Origin of the sequence: Parafrankia soli, assembly GCF_001854695.1 — a bacterium.
GTDB lineage: Bacteria > Actinomycetota > Actinomycetes > Frankiales > Frankiaceae > Parafrankia > Parafrankia soli.
Map to the genome: position 1 here is coordinate 126,242 of NZ_MAXA01000014.1, position 16,767 is coordinate 143,008.

The 16,767-nt window shown below is 70.1% G+C and carries 12 protein-coding genes and 1 pseudogene; 9 read left to right on the top strand and 4 right to left on the bottom strand.

The window, feature by feature from the left end; genetic code table 11:
• Positions 1 to 960: 960 nt before the first annotated feature.
• Positions 961 to 2,277, top strand: a complete 1,317-nt coding sequence (locus tag BBK14_RS38025) for a hypothetical protein (RefSeq protein WP_071059788.1) — start codon at positions 961 to 963, stop codon at positions 2,275 to 2,277.
• Positions 2,278 to 2,508: 231 nt separating this feature from the next.
• On the opposite strand, the gene BBK14_RS39485 is transcribed toward BBK14_RS38025, so the two are convergent.
• The gene (locus tag BBK14_RS39485) at positions 2,509 to 2,736 is read right to left on the bottom strand and encodes a hypothetical protein (protein WP_235013674.1); all 228 of its coding nucleotides are present in this window, start codon (positions 2,734 to 2,736) and stop codon (positions 2,509 to 2,511) included.
• A gap of 163 nt (positions 2,737 to 2,899) precedes the next feature.
• Positions 2,900 to 3,175, bottom strand: a pseudogene (locus BBK14_RS39490) (hypothetical protein); the annotation flags it as partial.
• 846 nt (positions 3,176 to 4,021) lie between these two features.
• Between BBK14_RS39490 and BBK14_RS03630 the strand changes: the two are divergent.
• Together BBK14_RS03630 and BBK14_RS03635 are read left to right on the top strand one after the other, a co-directional pair.
• Entirely contained in the window at positions 4,022 to 5,191 is a 1,170-nt protein-coding gene (locus BBK14_RS03630) for an HAF repeat-containing protein (RefSeq protein ID WP_071059791.1), read from the top strand.
• Complete coding sequence (locus BBK14_RS03635; RefSeq protein ID WP_071059792.1) at positions 5,191 to 5,943, top strand: TetR/AcrR family transcriptional regulator; 753 nt, start codon at positions 5,191 to 5,193, stop codon at positions 5,941 to 5,943. Before BBK14_RS03630 ends, BBK14_RS03635 begins: the two co-directional genes overlap by 1 nt.
• Before the next feature lie 101 nt (positions 5,944 to 6,044).
• Here BBK14_RS03635 and BBK14_RS03640 read toward each other — a convergent pair whose 3' ends face one another.
• Positions 6,045 to 6,650 (bottom strand): hypothetical protein, encoded by a 606-nt coding sequence (locus BBK14_RS03640; protein WP_241831095.1) that lies wholly within the window; start codon positions 6,648 to 6,650, stop codon positions 6,045 to 6,047.
• A gap of 1,175 nt (positions 6,651 to 7,825) precedes the next feature.
• Positions 7,826 to 8,569, bottom strand: a complete 744-nt coding sequence (locus tag BBK14_RS03645; protein WP_241831098.1) for a phosphatase PAP2 family protein — start codon at positions 8,567 to 8,569, stop codon at positions 7,826 to 7,828.
• 680 nt (positions 8,570 to 9,249) lie between these two features.
• Between BBK14_RS03645 and BBK14_RS03650 the strand changes: the two genes are divergently transcribed.
• The 6 genes from BBK14_RS03650 to BBK14_RS03680 all read left to right on the top strand — a co-directional run bounded on the left by BBK14_RS03650 (position 9,250) and on the right by BBK14_RS03680 (position 16,750).
• Entirely contained in the window at positions 9,250 to 10,176 is a 927-nt protein-coding gene (locus tag BBK14_RS03650; RefSeq protein ID WP_071059795.1) for an ABC transporter ATP-binding protein, read from the top strand.
• Complete coding sequence (locus BBK14_RS03655; protein ID WP_071059796.1) at positions 10,173 to 11,030, top strand: ABC transporter permease; 858 nt, start codon at positions 10,173 to 10,175, stop codon at positions 11,028 to 11,030. Before BBK14_RS03650 ends, BBK14_RS03655 begins: the two co-directional genes overlap by 4 nt.
• Positions 11,031 to 11,046: 16 nt before the next feature.
• A complete protein-coding gene (locus tag BBK14_RS42670) occupies positions 11,047 to 12,870 on the top strand; it encodes a histidine kinase (protein WP_198541157.1) in 1,824 nt (607 codons plus the stop codon).
• A gap of 224 nt (positions 12,871 to 13,094) precedes the next feature.
• Entirely contained in the window at positions 13,095 to 14,186 is a 1,092-nt protein-coding gene (locus BBK14_RS03670; protein WP_071059798.1) for an acyl-CoA synthetase family protein, read from the top strand.
• On the top strand, positions 14,186 to 15,565 hold the full coding sequence (locus BBK14_RS03675) for an aldehyde dehydrogenase family protein (protein WP_083390690.1): 1,380 nt from the start codon (positions 14,186 to 14,188) through the stop codon (positions 15,563 to 15,565). Before BBK14_RS03670 ends, BBK14_RS03675 begins: the two co-directional genes overlap by 1 nt.
• Before the next feature lie 309 nt (positions 15,566 to 15,874).
• Positions 15,875 to 16,750 (top strand): LLM class F420-dependent oxidoreductase, encoded by an 876-nt coding sequence (locus BBK14_RS03680; protein ID WP_071059799.1) that lies wholly within the window; start codon positions 15,875 to 15,877, stop codon positions 16,748 to 16,750.
• The last annotated feature ends 17 nt before the right edge of the window (positions 16,751 to 16,767 follow it).

Genomic DNA, 16,767 nt, shown 5'->3' on the forward strand with positions numbered 1-16,767 from the left:
ATTCCGCGGACGGCTCTCCTCAGGACCACCCACCGCGAGGGTGGGCCCGGGAGCCCAGGCCGGGCCGCCGGTCCGAGGCCAGAACGCGACGAAGTAGTCAGCCGAGCATTTCTTCTCAGCTATCTCGGGCTCCACGGTCGAGATCTCGGGTCAACCCCCGCTTCCACCGCATCCCGATGACACGCGAAATCGATCCGAAGGCGAGCGGTCGTCAGCGGACCTCAACCCCGCAGGGCGCACGCAGAGTCGCCGCGTCAACCCATTGACGCAGGTCAGGTCCTTGATCGCGGCATCGGCCCGCCCATTGGACCGCACCGGGACGCGGCCGGGTACCCGTTCGGCCATGTTCGGCACCGGGCCGTCGGCGTGAGCCGCGGAGACGCCAGGGCGGCCGCCTTTCACCCCGACCGGCCGCCTTGGGCACCTACCCGAATTTGCCTACCCGAATGGGCCAATGAAGCCGAATACCGAGCCMGGTGGCCCACCGACCGACCGCCTCCACACACCTGGACCACACCAGGATCTGACCACGCCAGGCATCCCACCGACTACGCTCCGCCATCTGCCGCCAAGACGAACAAACAGAGTATTTCGGACATTTAGCTGCGGAGCTGAATCGAAAATGCCTGCGGCGCAGCCAACGTCGAAGATCGGCCATGCTGGCCGAGTCGAGGATCCCGATCACCGGCCAGCCGTCGCCGACCACAGATCCGGACTCGCGTAACAAGGTCATCCGCACAGTACGCGATTAACACGGAGGAGCACTCGAACTCTTCCTCGCCCCAGACCCTCCCGGGTTGTGGTGAACCTGGCGTTGGTAGTTTTCTGCGCAAGTCGAGACTGACCGGCAAACGCTGATCCACACCCTGCGCCGGACCGCCGTACTCCCGATAAGGGCGGTTCGACGGGCGCCGTCGGTGAGTGTCATGGCGACTCGTCACAGTCAAGGGAGAAGGATTAATGCGTATCACCAGAATGCGGGCCGTCACGGCCGGCGTTCTCGGCGCGGCCATGACGGCGGCGGCCGTACCGGCCTGGGCCGTTCCCACGCCGACTGCGACCGCGAGCCCGTCCGCCGACATCGCCGAGGGCATCCTCGGCTCGCCGGATCCCACCGCTCCCGCGGGAAGCGGGATAACCGTCAACCTCGATCCGAGCGCCTCGCCGAGTGCCGCACCCGGGGCCACCCCGAGCGTTGGTCCGAGCCCGTCCCCGGGCACCGGCCCGGGCGTCATCATCAGCAGCCCTTCGGCGACACCGACCGGTACCGGCGACGCGACGCTGGACCAGTTCCTGTCCCTGCTCCCGTTCCGGCTCCCCTTCGACCGGGAAATCAACGGCATCGATGACTTCGAGACCAATCCGCTGCGGCTCAGCTACACCTGCACCGGCGCAGGTCCCGCCTGGCGGGTGAGCAACCAGTCGGACGTCGCGTTCGGCTTCGGCTGGTTTGACACCAGCCAGGGCTCCGGCATCTCCACTCTCGGCCCGCGGCAGTCTCTGGAGCTGCCGTCCCACGCCATGGCCGTGATCGCTTCGCCGTGGAACGAGACAACCGGGAACCTCCTGGTGACCGTTCCGGCCGTCGGCGTCTCCACATGCGCCGGGACTCCCGCGCCCGCGGTGATTCCGGGCGGCGGCGGAGTGGGCGCGACGCCGACAGTCGGTGCCGGTGTTGGCGCTGGTGCTGGCGGCGGGACCGGCGGCGGCGGCGTACCCGGTGGTGGGACCGGCGGCAGTGGGACCGGCACGGGCGGCGGTACCACTGCCGGTGGTGGCGTTCCCGGCGGCGGCACCGGCGGCGGAGGGACCGGCACCGGCACCGGCGGCGGAGGGACCGGCACCGGCGGCGGTGGCGGTGGCGCAGGCACCGGCGGTGGCGGTGGCGGTGGCGGTGGCGGTGCCGGCGCACCCGCCGGTGGTGGCGGTAGCGGCGCACCCGCAGGCGGCGGAGGTAGCGGTGGTGGTGGCACACCCGCCGGCGGCGGAAGCGGCGGCGGAAGCGGCGGCGGAGGCGGAGGCGGAGGCGGAGGCGGAGGCGGCACACCCGCCGGCGGTGGCGGCGGTGGCGGCGGTGGCGGCACACCCGCCGGCGGCGGCGGTGGCGGCGGCGGTGGCGGCGGTGGCACACCCGCCGGCGGCGGAAGCGGCGGAAGCGGCGGTGGAGGTGGAGGCGGTGGCGGTGGCGGCACACCCGCCGGCGGCGGTGGCGGGCTGCCTATTGCCGCGCCCGCCGCACCGACCGCGGTATCCGCCGTGCCGTACTACGCCGGTTGATCACCGGCGTAAGCCGGGACGCAGTCAGCGGCCGACTGTCGGGATAGCGGCACCGACGCCGCCACCCGGCATGCCTCCCACAGATCATCGAGGGAATGTCGCGGGCGATCCGAAGCAGAGCCCGCAAAGAGCACGGAGCGGCCGAGGTGGGAGGCTCCCAGGATCGGGAAGCCTTCCACCTCGGCTGGCCCGCGGCCGCTGGCGCTCCCTCGTCGCGAGGTCCGGTCGGGCCTATGTCCGTCGGTAGAGTTGCTGGTAGCGGGCGGCAGCGTTCGGGTTCCGGTAGACGCAGCCGGGCCCGAGAGGTCGGTACAGGTTGGAACCGACGTTCCCTGGACCACAGTCGCCGAAGTAGAACTCGTACACCAGCCCCTTCCCCGCATGTTCCAGGAACCAGTCGTACATCCACTGGACGAAGTTGGCGCTGTCGCCTCCTCCGTTCGATCCAGCGCCACTCACGACCCCACTCGCCGATACCGAACGCCTTGTTGTACGCCGTGGCGAAGTTGTACCAACAGGTCAGTCCGCCAACCGCTGTGGCCTGGGCGTCGAATTCCGCCTTCGTGCGTGACACCGACCAGGCATCGTAGGAGTCCAGACCGACGGTGTCGACCCAGGCGTCGCCCGGATACATGTCGATCGCGTTGTGGCTCGGCGGGTTCTGCGAGTAGTTGGCGTTGAGGCTCCACGACTTTTCGGGATCGGGTTCGGCCGTGGGCCTGATGGCGTCCACCACGTGGCGCCAGCAGTTGATGAAGTCTGTCGGGTTTGTGGCGGACCACGGGAACCAGTTGCCGTTCGCCTCCCAGGAAAGCCGGATGATCGAGTTCTGGCGGCCGAACGCGTTCAGCGTGTTACGAAGTTCCGCCAGTACGAAACATATGCGCCGGTGACTCAGGTCGCATTACTCGCACCGATGTTCTCCGGGAACGGTGAAGCCCCGATTATCAGCCGGCCCGGCCAGGTGGCGAACCTCTGCAGGAGATCGGAACTGACGGCCGCACCGCGAGCGCGGCTCGGCGCGGGTGGCCCGGTCCAGCGGCCCGCGCGAGTGACCAGTCCGGCGGCCCCGCGGTCGTGGGTCGGGTCGGCATCCGCGCCGGTTTCGCACCAGCCGCCGCAGAGCCGCCCCAAGATCATGATTGCCGGTCCGGGGTTGTGACCGACCCGGGGCGGCGCCACGCGCACGAAGCGGGCATTGCGCACACGAAGCGGGCATTGCGCAAATGAAGGGACCACGCCTCGGGGAACGGCCGTTCGGCCCGCTCGGGCTCGCTCGGGCTCGCTCGAGGCATCGACGTGGCCGGCGGCGGGGAACAGCCGACCCGGGCGCCCGCGGGCAGGATGGTCCCTGACCTGTCAGCCATCCCGGCTGGTTCGGCAGCCGTCGACGCCGAGGACAACCGCGACCTTACCAGCAATTACCGAGCCACTGACCAAGCCATCACCAGGGACTTTCGAGACATTACTCGGTGAATTCCTGGAACCTCTCCGCCACTACAGCCAGGTTTTCTCCTGGAAAAGATCCGACAGGAGATCAGATCGCGAGACGGAGTGCGCAATATTTTGTGGCACGCACGTGGTCTGATGATGTGTCGCAGACGGTCGGCCGATGCCGCAGAATGAAATTCTCGGACGCCGATGCCGGTCTCGACACACCCGATTACCGCACCAGGGGTTCACGCTCGGGCAACGTCGTGGACCACCGAACTCCCGGTGCCAGACAAATGGAGTGAAACCTGTGATGGTAAGTGACCGTCAACCAGTCGCGCGCCTCGCGGTGGTGGCCGCCGCTTCCTCGGGGCCGGTCAACCTGAGCAACCCGACGTCAGCGGACGCCTCGGCCACCGCGGCGCGACCACCGTGGCAGGCCCGCCCGGCCGCGACCGCCGTCACCGGGCCACCGGGCGCCCCGGGCCTCCTGGTGTGTGGGAACGCCAGTGGCCTGCTGGCCGGCCTCTGGCAGAGCGGCCGGGACCGGGTCGACGGCTTCCTGTGGCAGGCCGACACGGTTCGCCGCCTCCCCGGGAGCAGCCGTCCGATCGCCATGAGCTCTCTGGGCGTCGTGGTCGGCGAGATGATTGGCAGGCAGGGCCCGCAGGCATTCCGCTGGAGCTACGGCATCCACTCCGCGCTTCCCTACCTGGGCGGCACGGACATCCCGGGAGGGCATTTCAGTATCGCCGTGAGCGTCAACGGCCTGGGCCTGGTCGCGGGCAGCAGCAGCACCGACAGCGGCGATCGGCATGCCTGTCTGTGGCGGGAACACATCAGCGAGGACCTCGGCACCCTTGGCGGCCCGGAGAGCTCCGCCGCCGCCGTCAACGACCTCGGCCTGGTGGTCGGTACGAGTCAGACGCGCAGCGGGGCCGACCACGCGTTCGTGTGGTCCGACCGCCGTATGCATGACCTCGGCACCCTCGGTGGCACCTGGAGCAGTGCGTCCGGCGTGAACAACGCCGGGCTGGTCATCGGGAGCAGCGGCACGGCGGACGACCGGACCCACGCGTTCTGCTGGCAGAACGGAATAATGACAGATCTCGGGACACTCGTTGGAGATGAGCACAGCGAAGCCGTCGCGGTGAACAATGCCGGCCAGGTGCTCGTGCGCAGCTACGGCGGGGGAGTTCGGGCATTCCTCTGGTCCGGCGGCGACCTCACCGAGATCCACGGTTTCGGCGAGGGTTGGGTCGACCCGGCCGGGCTCAACGACTCCGGCGTGGTCTGCGGAACGGTCGAGCTCCCGGCCGGGGACGGGCATGCGTTCCGCTGGCGGCACGGAGTGGTCACCGATCTCGGGACCCTCGGCGGGAGGCAGAGCTCGGCCAGTCACGTGACGGCCGGTGGAGTCGTTCTCGGTGAGGCGGTGAGCGTCTCGAGCCCCGTCCCCCACGCCGCCTTCTGGACACCGTAGTGGTGCCTGAGAGCGGCGGTGCGCCGCATGCCACGGCGAGCGGCCAGCGTGGCGACGCCGGCACCGACTACAGACCAGCAGAACGGCCCCGGCGCTCCGACGCCGTCCGCAACCAGGAGCGCCTGCTGACCGCGGCGCGGGCGGTCTTCGCCGAACTCGGCACGAACGCACCGTTGAACACGATCGCGCGACGCGCCGGGGTCGGCCCGGCGACGCTCTACCGGAACTTCGCCAACCGCGAGGACCTGATCGAGGCCGTGTACCGCGAGGATGTCGCCGGGCTCCGCCGCCAGGCGGACGAGCTGGGCGACCGGCTCCCGCCCGGCGCAGCGCTCGCCGCCTGGCTCAGGCAGCTCGCGAGGCACCTCCTGGCCCGGCAGGGGGTCTTCGTCCTCGAGATCGAGGGCCCGCCAATCGCTCCGCTACCGCGGGCGGCGCCGCCCGCCTCCCCCGCCACCCCGCTCGGTGACGCCGGAGCCGGAGTGCTCGCCCGTGCTCAGCGCGCCGGCAGCGCGCGCGCCGATATCACCGTGGACGACCTGGTGGCGGTCACGGCCGCGCTCGTGTCGGCGCTGGGCCCTGGCGGCGGCGAGCGAAATTCCGGCACGCCCGAGGCCCAGCCGGCCGCCGGCGAAAAGGGAGAAATCAGCGTCCAGCATTCACAAGATCATGATACAGGCGCATATCTTGACCGGCTGCTGTCACTCGTCGCGAACGGCTGGCAGATTAGCGACCGCGGCGGTCATCCCTAGCCGTGCTTCGAAGGCGGTGCGTGGCGCGGAGAGCATCCCCGCGGTAGGCGGGCCTCCACGGCGCGGGCACGCATCGACCGTCTCGTAACTGGAGTGTTCCCTCAAATGATGATCAAGTGCAGGCCACTGTGATCCGCTCCGGGGCCGGAGAAGTCCGGCCCGTTCCAGGTCGACTGCGCGAGCGGCGCGATATCGCCAGGTACGGCGACGATGACGGTCCCGTACTTGCCGAGGAAGTCCATAATAGTTGACCTGATCCGAATAAATTCGACACCCGTGTGCCCGACGTGCACCGGGCAGAGGTCGCCGCTGTCCAGACGCGCTATTCCGTCGGGTATCTGCTCGCCGGCGGCGACCTGGGACCGGTTCTCCATCCGCCATTGCCGTTCGCTGAGCCAGCCCACGACGACCAGGTCGGGGAGACCGTCGCGCTCCAGCCGCAGCCGCGCTCGCGCCACCATCGCATGGTGGACAGCCGCCGCGGCCGCGCCCGGTGCCGCCACGGGTGAGGCTCTGTCACCGGTGCTGACGAGCCTCTCCCCGTCCGGCGTCAGACGGACGAGGCGGCCCTGGTTGGCGAGCACCGGCTCGGCGTATGCGACCCCGGCGTTCGCCCAACGGGTCACGATCGACCGTGCCGCGTTCTTCGAGATGAGCCGAGCGGGGTTGAGCACGTCAGGCAGGTCGGTCTCGAAGACCGCATGCATATCGAAGATCCACTCGAGCGCGTGCAGATCGCGCGTGTTAAGTCGAACCGTCCCCTGGTCGGCTCTCCTCCTAGGTATCCGAGTAGCCACCGTTCCTGCTGCCTCCACGCACTCGCAGTACCCCGGACGGAAGTAGATTCCCAGAGGACTTTTGACCCTGAGAGCCATCACGATCCCGATGAGACAAGAGTACATGGCAAGGAGACAGCGGTGAGGAGACGAGCGACTGGCGGTCGTGCGACTTCGCCGGCTGGCCAGCAGATAACCGGCGACTGACCGGCTCCCGCCAATCAGGCCGGCATTCAAAGCGCTAAGATGCAACGTCGCGATGACAGCCGAAGCACGCCCACGCGGAACTGATTATTTAAATCAGGCACAGATTTTCAGGAACCGGATGGGAACTCGTCCACATTGTCCGGAATTTTCGAGGTGCCAGCATACGCCTGGACCACTTTCCGCGCGGCGAGCTGCCGAACTTCAGGGAGGATCGCGCCTGACATAGTTAGCCCATTGCCCATGTTTACCCGTAAGCAAACGCACCTCATTGGCGTTAACCCGGCACCCCTCGAGGCCGTTCGCGACTGGTCTACGTCGCGCTTGCCCACAGCGTCTGGCCGGTACCGCGCGATCCAGGCCGCCACCTCATCGCGGTCCCGGATCCTCATCGGACGCGACGCTGTAAACGGGGCGGGGAACGATGGCCGGCGCGAGAGCTGATCAGCGCGTGCCCGAGAGACGCCGAGTCACTCGGCAATGTCCCGCAGGTTCACGATCCCGGCCACACTCAACACCGTAGAACCAGCATCGCTGCTACCGGTAACACCGCTAGCCTCTCGGAGCGTCACACGCAATCCGGGAGGTCCGTGCCAATGTGGCTTTGCGCGCATAGAACGCACGACCGCACCGCCGGCACGGCTGCGACAGGCGGACAAGGCGGCCGGGCGCTGCGCCGCCCGATCCCGTTTCGCCACGGACCGCTCCGCGGCCACGACGCCGTCCTCGGCGGCCACCGCTCCCGCTCAGCTCAGGTACCGGCCGGGGACGCCGCCAATCGCACCACAGTGATCGATAGAAAGATATCCGGCCGGACGTGCTTCGATCTGTTCCACACCTGCCTCGGCCGGCCCGACGCCGGAAGAGCGGCCCGGCGCGCTTCCACGCGACGAAGATGGCGATCAGCAGGGGTCCGGCCGGTCTGGCTGATCCCGGCCGATCCACGCGAGCAGGGCGCCCAGCGACGGCAGGCAGACAACAGCGAGGACTGTGGCCAACAGCCATCCGGCGAAAACATCAGTGGGCCAGTGCACCCCGAGGTAGATCCGGCTGAGCCCCACAGTGAACGCCCAGATGCCCGGGACCGCGACAGCCGCGACCCTGGTGGAGCGCCTGCGGGCCCGGCGGTACAGCACCGCGGCGAGACCCGCGGCGACCAGCGCCGAGGTGGTCGTGTGGCCGGACGGAAACGCGAAGCCGGACGGATAGGTTATCCAGTGCACCACCGGCGGTCGCGCCCGACCGACGATGACCGCCAGCGAGGTCCTCAACAGCTGTCCCAGCAGCAGCGCCACCACCCCTGCGACGGCACCCAGCCACCACCGCCGCCACCGCGACACCGCCAGGGCGCCGGCGACCGCGGCAAGACAGTAGGCGCAGGCACCGACGCCGGTGTCGGTGACGGCGACCGCGACATCGGACAGCCCGGGGTCACGGTGAGCCAACACCCATCGGTGCCACCCGGCATCGAACCCGAACGGCGTTCCACTCCGGAGGACGACGGCGCCCAGCAGCACCGTGAGCAGGACCCCCGCCGCTCCGGCGACGGTGTACCGGATGGTCTCGGTGCGGGCCCGCTCCGAACCGGGCAGGCCCACCACCCGGTCAGAGGTCGAGCGCACCGGTTGCCCGCCGGGTCGACGCATGTCCGCCAACAGGAGTCTCCGTCGGCACATCGGTGATCATCACATGGGTCGCCGGCAGGGCCCGTCGGGACACGATGGCCCCCGCCTTGATGTCAGGCGCCGCGACACAGCCGATGATGATCGTTTTCAACGGTCCTGTTCCCCGGTCGAGCCTTATCCGTCGGTCGTTCGCGACTGGTTTTTCGCGGCCGTTGCCTGCGCGCTTCCTCCTTCCGCGGCCGAGCTTTCGCGTTCGGTTCCGCGGTCGTTTCGGGCCCCGCGACACGCCTCGACCGAAGAGCGCGTCCCGCCCGCCGGGTGTGCCCCGTCCGAAGACCGCGCCTCGCCCGAAGACTAGGACGGCCAACATGTGAGGACGATGTGGGACGGCCCTCCCCTATCACCATCAGCTCCCCGCTGTATGACTGCTCCGCCAGGTCGTGAAACTGGCCGGGACCCCGCCGTGCTGACCGGAAGCAATAGCCAGTAGGTGTCTTTCCCGGCTGGCCGCCGTTGACAGGCAGGAAGCGGCATCCGGATGGCATCCGCGTACCGCGGTACCTGGGCTGTCGGCCCTGGTACCGCGGTGCCAGGGCCGGGCCCGAAGATCGGACCGCGGTATGACGAATCGTCTCGGGCCCACGCCTAGCGTCTCCCAGCAGGACGCCGGGAACCCGGCGGACAGGTCTGAGAGGGAAGCGATGATCGAGGCGCGACAGCTGACCAAGCGATACGGGCCGAAGACAGCCGTCGACGGTCTGGACTTCACGGTCCGGCCGGGCTCGGTGACGGGATTTCTGGGGCCGAACGGCGCCGGTAAGTCCACCACGATGCGAATGATCATTGGATTGGACGCGCCGACCGCCGGCTCGGTGACGGTGAACGGCCGGGAGTACGCGAAGCACGCGGCTCCGCTGCGGGAGGTCGGCGCGCTCCTGGAGGCGCGGTCCATCCACCCCGGACGAACGGCCTTCGACCACCTGATGGCCCTCGCGTACACCCACGGCATCCCCCGCGCCCGGGTGGACGAGATGATCGAGCTGACGGGCCTGGGTTCGGTGGCCCGCAGGCGCGCCGGTGCCTTCTCGCTCGGCATGGGCCAGCGGCTGGGCATCGCCGCGGCGCTGCTCGGGGACCCGCAGACCGTCATGCTGGACGAGCCGGTCAACGGGCTCGACCCGGAGGGTGTGCTGTGGATCCGGAATCTGCTCACCGACCTCGCGGCCGCCGGGCGGACCATCTTCGTCTCGTCGCACCTGATGAGCGAGGTGGCGCTGGTCGCCGACCATCTCATCATCGTCGGGCGCGGGCGGGTCCTGGCTGGCACCACCGTGCAGGAGCTGGTCCGGCAGGCCGGCGGCGACACCGTGGCGGTCGCCAGCGCCGACCCGGCGCGGCTGCGCGGCCTTCTGGCCGGTCCCGGGGTCGAGATCACGGCGAGCACGGGGTCGGAGCAGTTGAGCGTGACCGGCATGTCGGCCCGCGAGATCGGGACCAGAGCCGCTGAACACGGCATCGCGCTGTTCGAGCTCACCGCCCGGACGGTCTCCCTGGAGGACGCCTTCATGGCCCTGACCAAGGACGCCGTCGAATACCATTCCGAGACGACCGTGGCGAGGGCGGCATGACCACCATCACTGAGACCCGGCCCGTACCCGCAACGCCGTCCCGGACGGCCGGCTCCGGTCAGAAGGTGACCGGCCGGCGGGTGCTGCGTTCCGAGTGGGCCAAACTGTGGTCGCTGCGGTCGACCTGGATCACGCTGACCCTCGGGCTGCTCTTCCTGTTCGCGGTCGGCGTCATCGCCGCGGTGCAGTACAGGTCGATGACCGGGCCGGGCAAGCACCTGGACCCCGGCCTCGCGGATGCCACCACCCAGAGCCTCGCCCTGTTCGGCGTGCCGTTCGCGCTGGTCGCGCTGGTCGCGCTGGGCGTCCTGGGGGTGTTGACGACCTCGGGCGAGTACACGTCCGGCATGATCCGGTCCACGCTGGCGGCCGTCCCGCGCCGCCTGCCGGTGTTGTGGGCCAAGGCCGCCGTCCACGGTCTGATCGCCTTCGTCCTCAGCGTGATCGGTGTGTTCGTCGCGTTCCTCGTCGCCAGCGGGATCCTTTCCCGCACCCCCATCGCCATGAGCGTCACCGACGGTGGTGTCGTGCGCAGCCTGCTCGGCGCGGGCCTCTACCTCGGCCTGGTCGCCGTGATCGGGGTGGCGCTGGGGGCACTGCTGCGCTCGACCGCGGGCGGGATCTCGGCCCTGGTCGGCACGTTCCTGCTGGTGCCCAGCCTGATGTCGCTGCTGCCGAGGTCCTGGCGGACCGACGTCACCCCGTACCTGCCCAGCAGTGCCGGCGAGTCGGTCTTCGCCCTGCACCACACCGCCGGCACGTTGTCGGCCGGTGCGGGGCTGCTCGTCCTGCTCGGCTGGACGGCTCTCGTCCTCGGCGGGGCCGCGCACCGGCTCGTCCGGTCGGACGTCTGATCCTCCGGTGCTCGCGGTGAGCGGCGGCGACGCGGCCGGCGGGCTCGTGGGACATCCCGCGACCGCCCGGTTGTTCCACGTTGGACAGCGGATCCGGCATTGGGACGCCGCCCACCCCTGGGCGCTGGACACCGCCGTCGTGGTCACGATCTTCCTCGTGTTCTGCCTGCCCGACCTCCCGTACGACGGGGACCCTCCGGACACTCCGATCCCCTTCGTCCGGCCGCCGCTGGCCGAGATGCTGCTGTTCCAGGCCGCGCTGCTCGTCCCGCTGTGGTGGCGGCGCCGCGCCCCGCTGGCGGCGTTCCACGCGGTCATGGCGGCGTTCGTCGTCGAGCTGGCCGTCGGTGTCCTGCTGCGCGCCGATGTCGCGCTGCTGGTGGCCGTGTACAGCGTGGTGCTCCACGCGCCGCTGCGGCGCCTGCCGTGGGCGGCGCCCGTGTCGATCGGCTCGTTCGTGCTGCTCGTGATCCGCCTGTCCACGGTGCTGCCGGTGGGGGATCTGATTTTCCTGCTCCTCAGCATCGGCGTCGCGGCCGCCGCGCTGGGGTTCGCGGTGCGCATCCGCCGCGCGCAGCTGGCCGCGCTGCGCGACCGGGCCCGTCAGCTCGAGATCGAGCGGGACCAGCGCAGCAGACTCGTGGCGGCCAGCGAGCGCGCCCGGATGGCCCGCGAGATGCACGACATCGTCGGCCACAGCCTCGCAGTGATCATCGCGCTGGCTGACGGCGGCGCGTACGCCGTGGACGTCGCGCCCGAACGCGGCAAAGAAGCGCTCAACCTGATCGGCGACACCAGCCGCCGGTCGCTCGGCGAGCTGCGCCGCATCCTCGGCGTACTGCGGGAGCGTGCCGAGGCGCCCGATCTCAGCCCGCAGCCGCGCATCGCCGATCTCGACTCGCTGTGCCGGCGCGTTCGCGCGGCCGGGCCGCAGGTTGAGTACCAGAGCGCCGGTGAGCTCGATCATCCTCAAGCACGCCGGCCCGCGCACCCGGGTGCGCATGGCGCTGCGCATCGACAGCACCCGGCTTCGGATCATGATCCGGGACACCGGCCCACCCGACGCCGCCGGCCGGCCCGCTCCCCCCGGCGAGCCGGGTCACGGYCTGATCGGAATGCGGGAACGCGCTGGGCTCTACGGCGGCACCGTCGCGGCGGGCCCCGCCTCGGGCGGAGGATGGAACGTGGCAGCCGACCTCGACCTCACCCCGCACGAAACCCCACCGCACGAGCCCGAAGGCGACCCCACATGATCAGCGTGCTCATCGTGGACGACCAGCCCCTGCAACGCCTCGGMTTCCGCATGCTGCTCGAGAGCAACCCCGACACGGAGGTGGCCGGCGGCGGCCGCTCGCGCATCCTCATGCTCACGACCTTCGATCTCGACGAGTACGTGCACGCCGCGCTTCGCGCCGGCGCCAGCGGCTTCCTGTTGAAGGACGCCTATCCCGAGGAGCTCCTCGCCGGCATCCGGGCGGTCGCCGTCGGCGACGCGGTCATCGCGCCCGCCCTCACCAGGCGCCTGCTCGACGCGTTCGCGCAGCATCTCGGCGATGCCCTTCCCGACGGGGAGCGGGCCGCCGACCCGCGCCTGGACACGCTGACCGAACGGGAACGCGAGATCCTCGTCGCCATCGGCCACGGCTGGACCAACGGCGAGATCGCCGAGCGGCTGGTCCTGTCCGAATCGACCGTCAAGACCCACGTGGGCCGCGTGCTCGCGAAGATCGGCGCCCGGGACCGGGTGCAGGCCGTCATCTGTGCCTATGACCTTGGCCTGACCCGCCCGCAGGCCCGCGCCGAAACCGCCCGGGACCGCAGAACCGACAATCGGCAATAAACGGGCGAGACAGGCCACACGCCGCACAATTAAATTAACATCAGGTGGACGGGTATCGCCCACTCGGACCGCAAACGGACTCGGACTGTCAACAGCCGGGGATGAAAGACGGCGATCTGGCGATCGTACGATAGGAACCGGCTCGGCGCTCTCCGACCTGGTTTCGGCGGGGGCGAGAATCAGGATCGTCGAACTGCACGACCGCACGTGTCCGGAGGCCGTCCATGCTCCCATCAATCCTTGACATAACCCCGGGAGAAATCGCGCCCATCGACGCCGACGAATACATCGGCGCCCTGATGCGATGGCATTTCTCGGAGGAGACCGGTAGCCCGTACTGGTTGCGCCGGTCCCGGAGCCTGGATTTCGACCCGATCGCCGACATCCGGACTTTCGCCGATCTCGTGCTCTTCCCGAACGTCGTCAACGAGTTCCGCGATGTCCCGGTCGAGGACCTGGTCCCAAGGGGGCTGACCGGCGCGGACCGGGTGATCGCGGGAATCTTCGAGAGCGGCGGGACGACCGGCGCCCCGAAAAGATTCGTGATGTTCGAACGCTGGGCCGAGTTCGCACTTAGCTGGGACGAGTTTCATTACAGCGACCTGGGGACGACGAACATCCTGGCGGTCGCGCCCAGCGGGCCGCACATGTTCGGCGACTTCGCCAGCAGGAGGGCACGCCGCCACAACGGCGTGAGGTTCACCGTCGACCTCGACCCCCGGTGGATCAAGAACCTCATAGCCCGCGGCGCTCTGGAGGAGGCCGACCGCTACGCCGAGCATCTGGTCGACCAGGCGGCGCACATCCTTACCAGCCAGTCCGTCGGAATCCTGGTCACGACTCCACCGCTGCTCGAGCGGATAGCGCGGCGCGCGGAGCTCGTCGAGGTCATCAACAAGAACATCCGGTTCATCTGCTGGAGCGGCGCGCACATGGACGCCGACTCGCGCGACATCTTCCGGCGGGAGGTATTCCCCGGAATCCCCCTCAAGGGCCTTTACGGGAGCACGACGGTGCTCGGTATGTCCCGCGAGCGCCCGCAGGAGGATTCCGACGAGCTCGCGGTGTTCGATCCGCCCAGCCCGTACATCACCTTCCAGGTGGTGGATCCCGGGACCGGCGCGGAGGTCGGGTTCGGCGAGCGCGGCCAGGTCGTGATGAACCACCTCACCAAGTACGCGCTGGTGCCGAACAACCTCGAGCGGGACACGGCGGTCCGGGTCGAGCCGCTGACCGGAGCGCTCGGCTGCGCCGTCGCCGACGTCGCCCCGGTCACCACCTTCGACAGCCAGGCCGTCATCGAAGGGGTCTACTGATGGACGAGCAGATCCACATCGACGCGCTCGGCCCGACCGGGCCGTACCGCTCCCGCGAGCGCAAGCCGCTCACCGCGCTCTCCGGGGAGCACATCGGCGAGATCAGCCAGGTGCCGACGCTCTACGTGCGCCGGGCGCTGGCCGCGATGCGCGCGGCGCCGACCGTGCCGGCCGCCGAGCGGTTCGCCGCGCTCGACAAGGCCGCCGACCTGTTCACCGGCGCCGCCGTCGGCGGCCTGCACCCCGACGACTACGCCCACCTCGTCTCGCAGGCGTCGGGTGTGCCGCTCGGCGTGGTCCGCCAGTCGGTCGAGTGGGTCGCGGAGGTGCTGCGTTCCCAGCGGCGCACGGTCGAGCTGGCGATGCCCCGAGGCGCGGTCGCCGACTGGCGCGACCCGGCCACGACCACCGGTTCCGCGGTCTGGACCCGGCGCGGGGACCTCTTCGCCGTCCACGCCGCCGGCAACACCCCGGCCGTGCACGGGCTGTGGCCCGAGGCGTTGGCGCTGGGGTACAAGGTCGCGCTCCGGCCGTCGTCCCGCGAGCCGTTCACCGCCTTCCGGCTGGTGAGCGCCCTGCGCGACGCCGGTTTCCCGCCTGCGGCGCTGACCCTGCTGCCCACCGACTACGCGGCCGCGGACGTCATCGTCGCCGAGGCCGACCACGCGATCGTGTACGGCGGCCAGGACGTCGTCGACAAGTACCGGGCCAACCCGCGCGTGCTGACACAGGGGCCAGGGCGGTCGAAGATTCTCGTCACCGCCGAGGTCGACTGGCGGGAGAAGATCGACGTCATCGCCGGCTCGGTCAGCCACCTGGGGGGAACTGCCTGCACCTGCGCCACCGCCGTGCTCGTCGAAGGTGACCCCGAACCGCTGGCGCGGGCGCTCGCCGAGCGGCTGGGCCGGATTCCGAGCCTGCCGCCCGACCACCCCGACGCGATCCTGACGGTGCAGCCGACCGCCACGGCGACGCAGCTCGACCGCTACCTGCACACCGTCGCCGGTGACGCGCACGCGCTGCTCGGCGGGGACACCATCGTCGACGACCTTCCCTCGGGCGGCTCGGTGCTGCGGCCGGCGGTGCACCTGGTCGCGTCGAGCACGGCCCCCCAGCTGAACGTCGAACTGCCGTTCCCGTGCGTCTGGGTCGGCCCCTGGCACGAGCGGGACGGCGTCGCCCCGCTGCGCGACTCCCTCGTCCTCACCGCGATGACGACCCGGACGGACCTCGTCGACACCCTGCTGGACGAACCGTCGATCACCAACCTCTACCTCGGGGACAACCCCACGACCTGGCTGCGCCCCGGCATCCCGCATGACGGCTACCTCGGCGAGGTCCTGATGCGCAGCAAGGCGATGATCCGCTCCGGTCCGTGAAGCCCCCCCGCTGGCAACCACAGCCGACAGGGAGGGTCGAGGGCCTCCAGGGAACTCAGGCGACGGGGCCGGCGCCCGCCCGTCCAGGATCTCGACGGCACGCGCCGCGCGGCCGCGGAGCGGCCCCCGGGTGGCGGAGCGGCCCCCGGGTGGCGGGGCGGAAGCTCGCCCCGCGCGATAGGGCCGCCGCGATGTGAGTTCGATGTGAGCCCGCGTTGCCGGGCGAGGCCGTCCGTACCCAGTGGAATACGACGTCGCCATTGACGGCTGGAGTAGCGAAAGGGCCAGTCACAGCGAAGGGACGGGGCCGTGGCGGTTGACGTCGGCGGAATCGGAGTATGGCGGGCTTCGTTCTACTGGCCTGGCGACGCCGGGCAGCACGCGGAGATCGCCGCGGAGCTGGAGGATCTCGGGTACGACGCGATCTGGATCGGTGCCTCCGCCGGTGACCTCGCGCTGCCGGAGACACTGCTGGACGCGACGTCACGGATCGCGGTGGCCACGGGGATCGTCAACGTCTGGACCGAGCCGTTGGACCAGGTGGTCGCCAGCTACGCCCGCGTATCCGGGGCCCACCCCGACCGACTGCTTCTCGGCATCGGTGCCGGGCACGCCGCGAACGTCGAGCCGACCGGGCAACGCTACGAGCGGCCGTACCGGAAGGTGGTCGACTACCTGGACGGCCTCGACGCGGCGAAGACGCCGGTCCCCCGGGAGAACCGTGCGCTCGCGGCGCTCGGCCCGCGGGTTCTCGCGCTCGCCGCCGAGCGCACGGCGGGCGCGCATCCCTACCTCGTCCCACCGGAACACACGCGGCGGGCCCGAGAGATCCTCGGGAGCGGTCCGCTGCTCGCCGTCGAGCAGAAGGTCGTCCTGGAGACCGATCCGGAGCGGGCTCGCACGATCGCCCGCGCCACGGTGAACCGCTACATGACCCTGCCGAACTACACCAACAATCTCCTCCGGCTCGGCTTCACTCCCGACGACTTCGGAGGCGGCGGCAGCGACCGCCTCGTCGACGCGCTCGTCGCCTGGGGTGACCTCGACGCGGTCCTCAGCCGCGTGCGGGAGCACCAGGACGCGGGCGCGGACCACGTGTGCATCCACGTCCTCACCGAGGACCCGACGACTGTTCCCCGGCCGCAATGGCGCGCCCTCGCCACCGCACTCGACCTGGTTTCCTAGCGGCGCTGCCCAGCGCG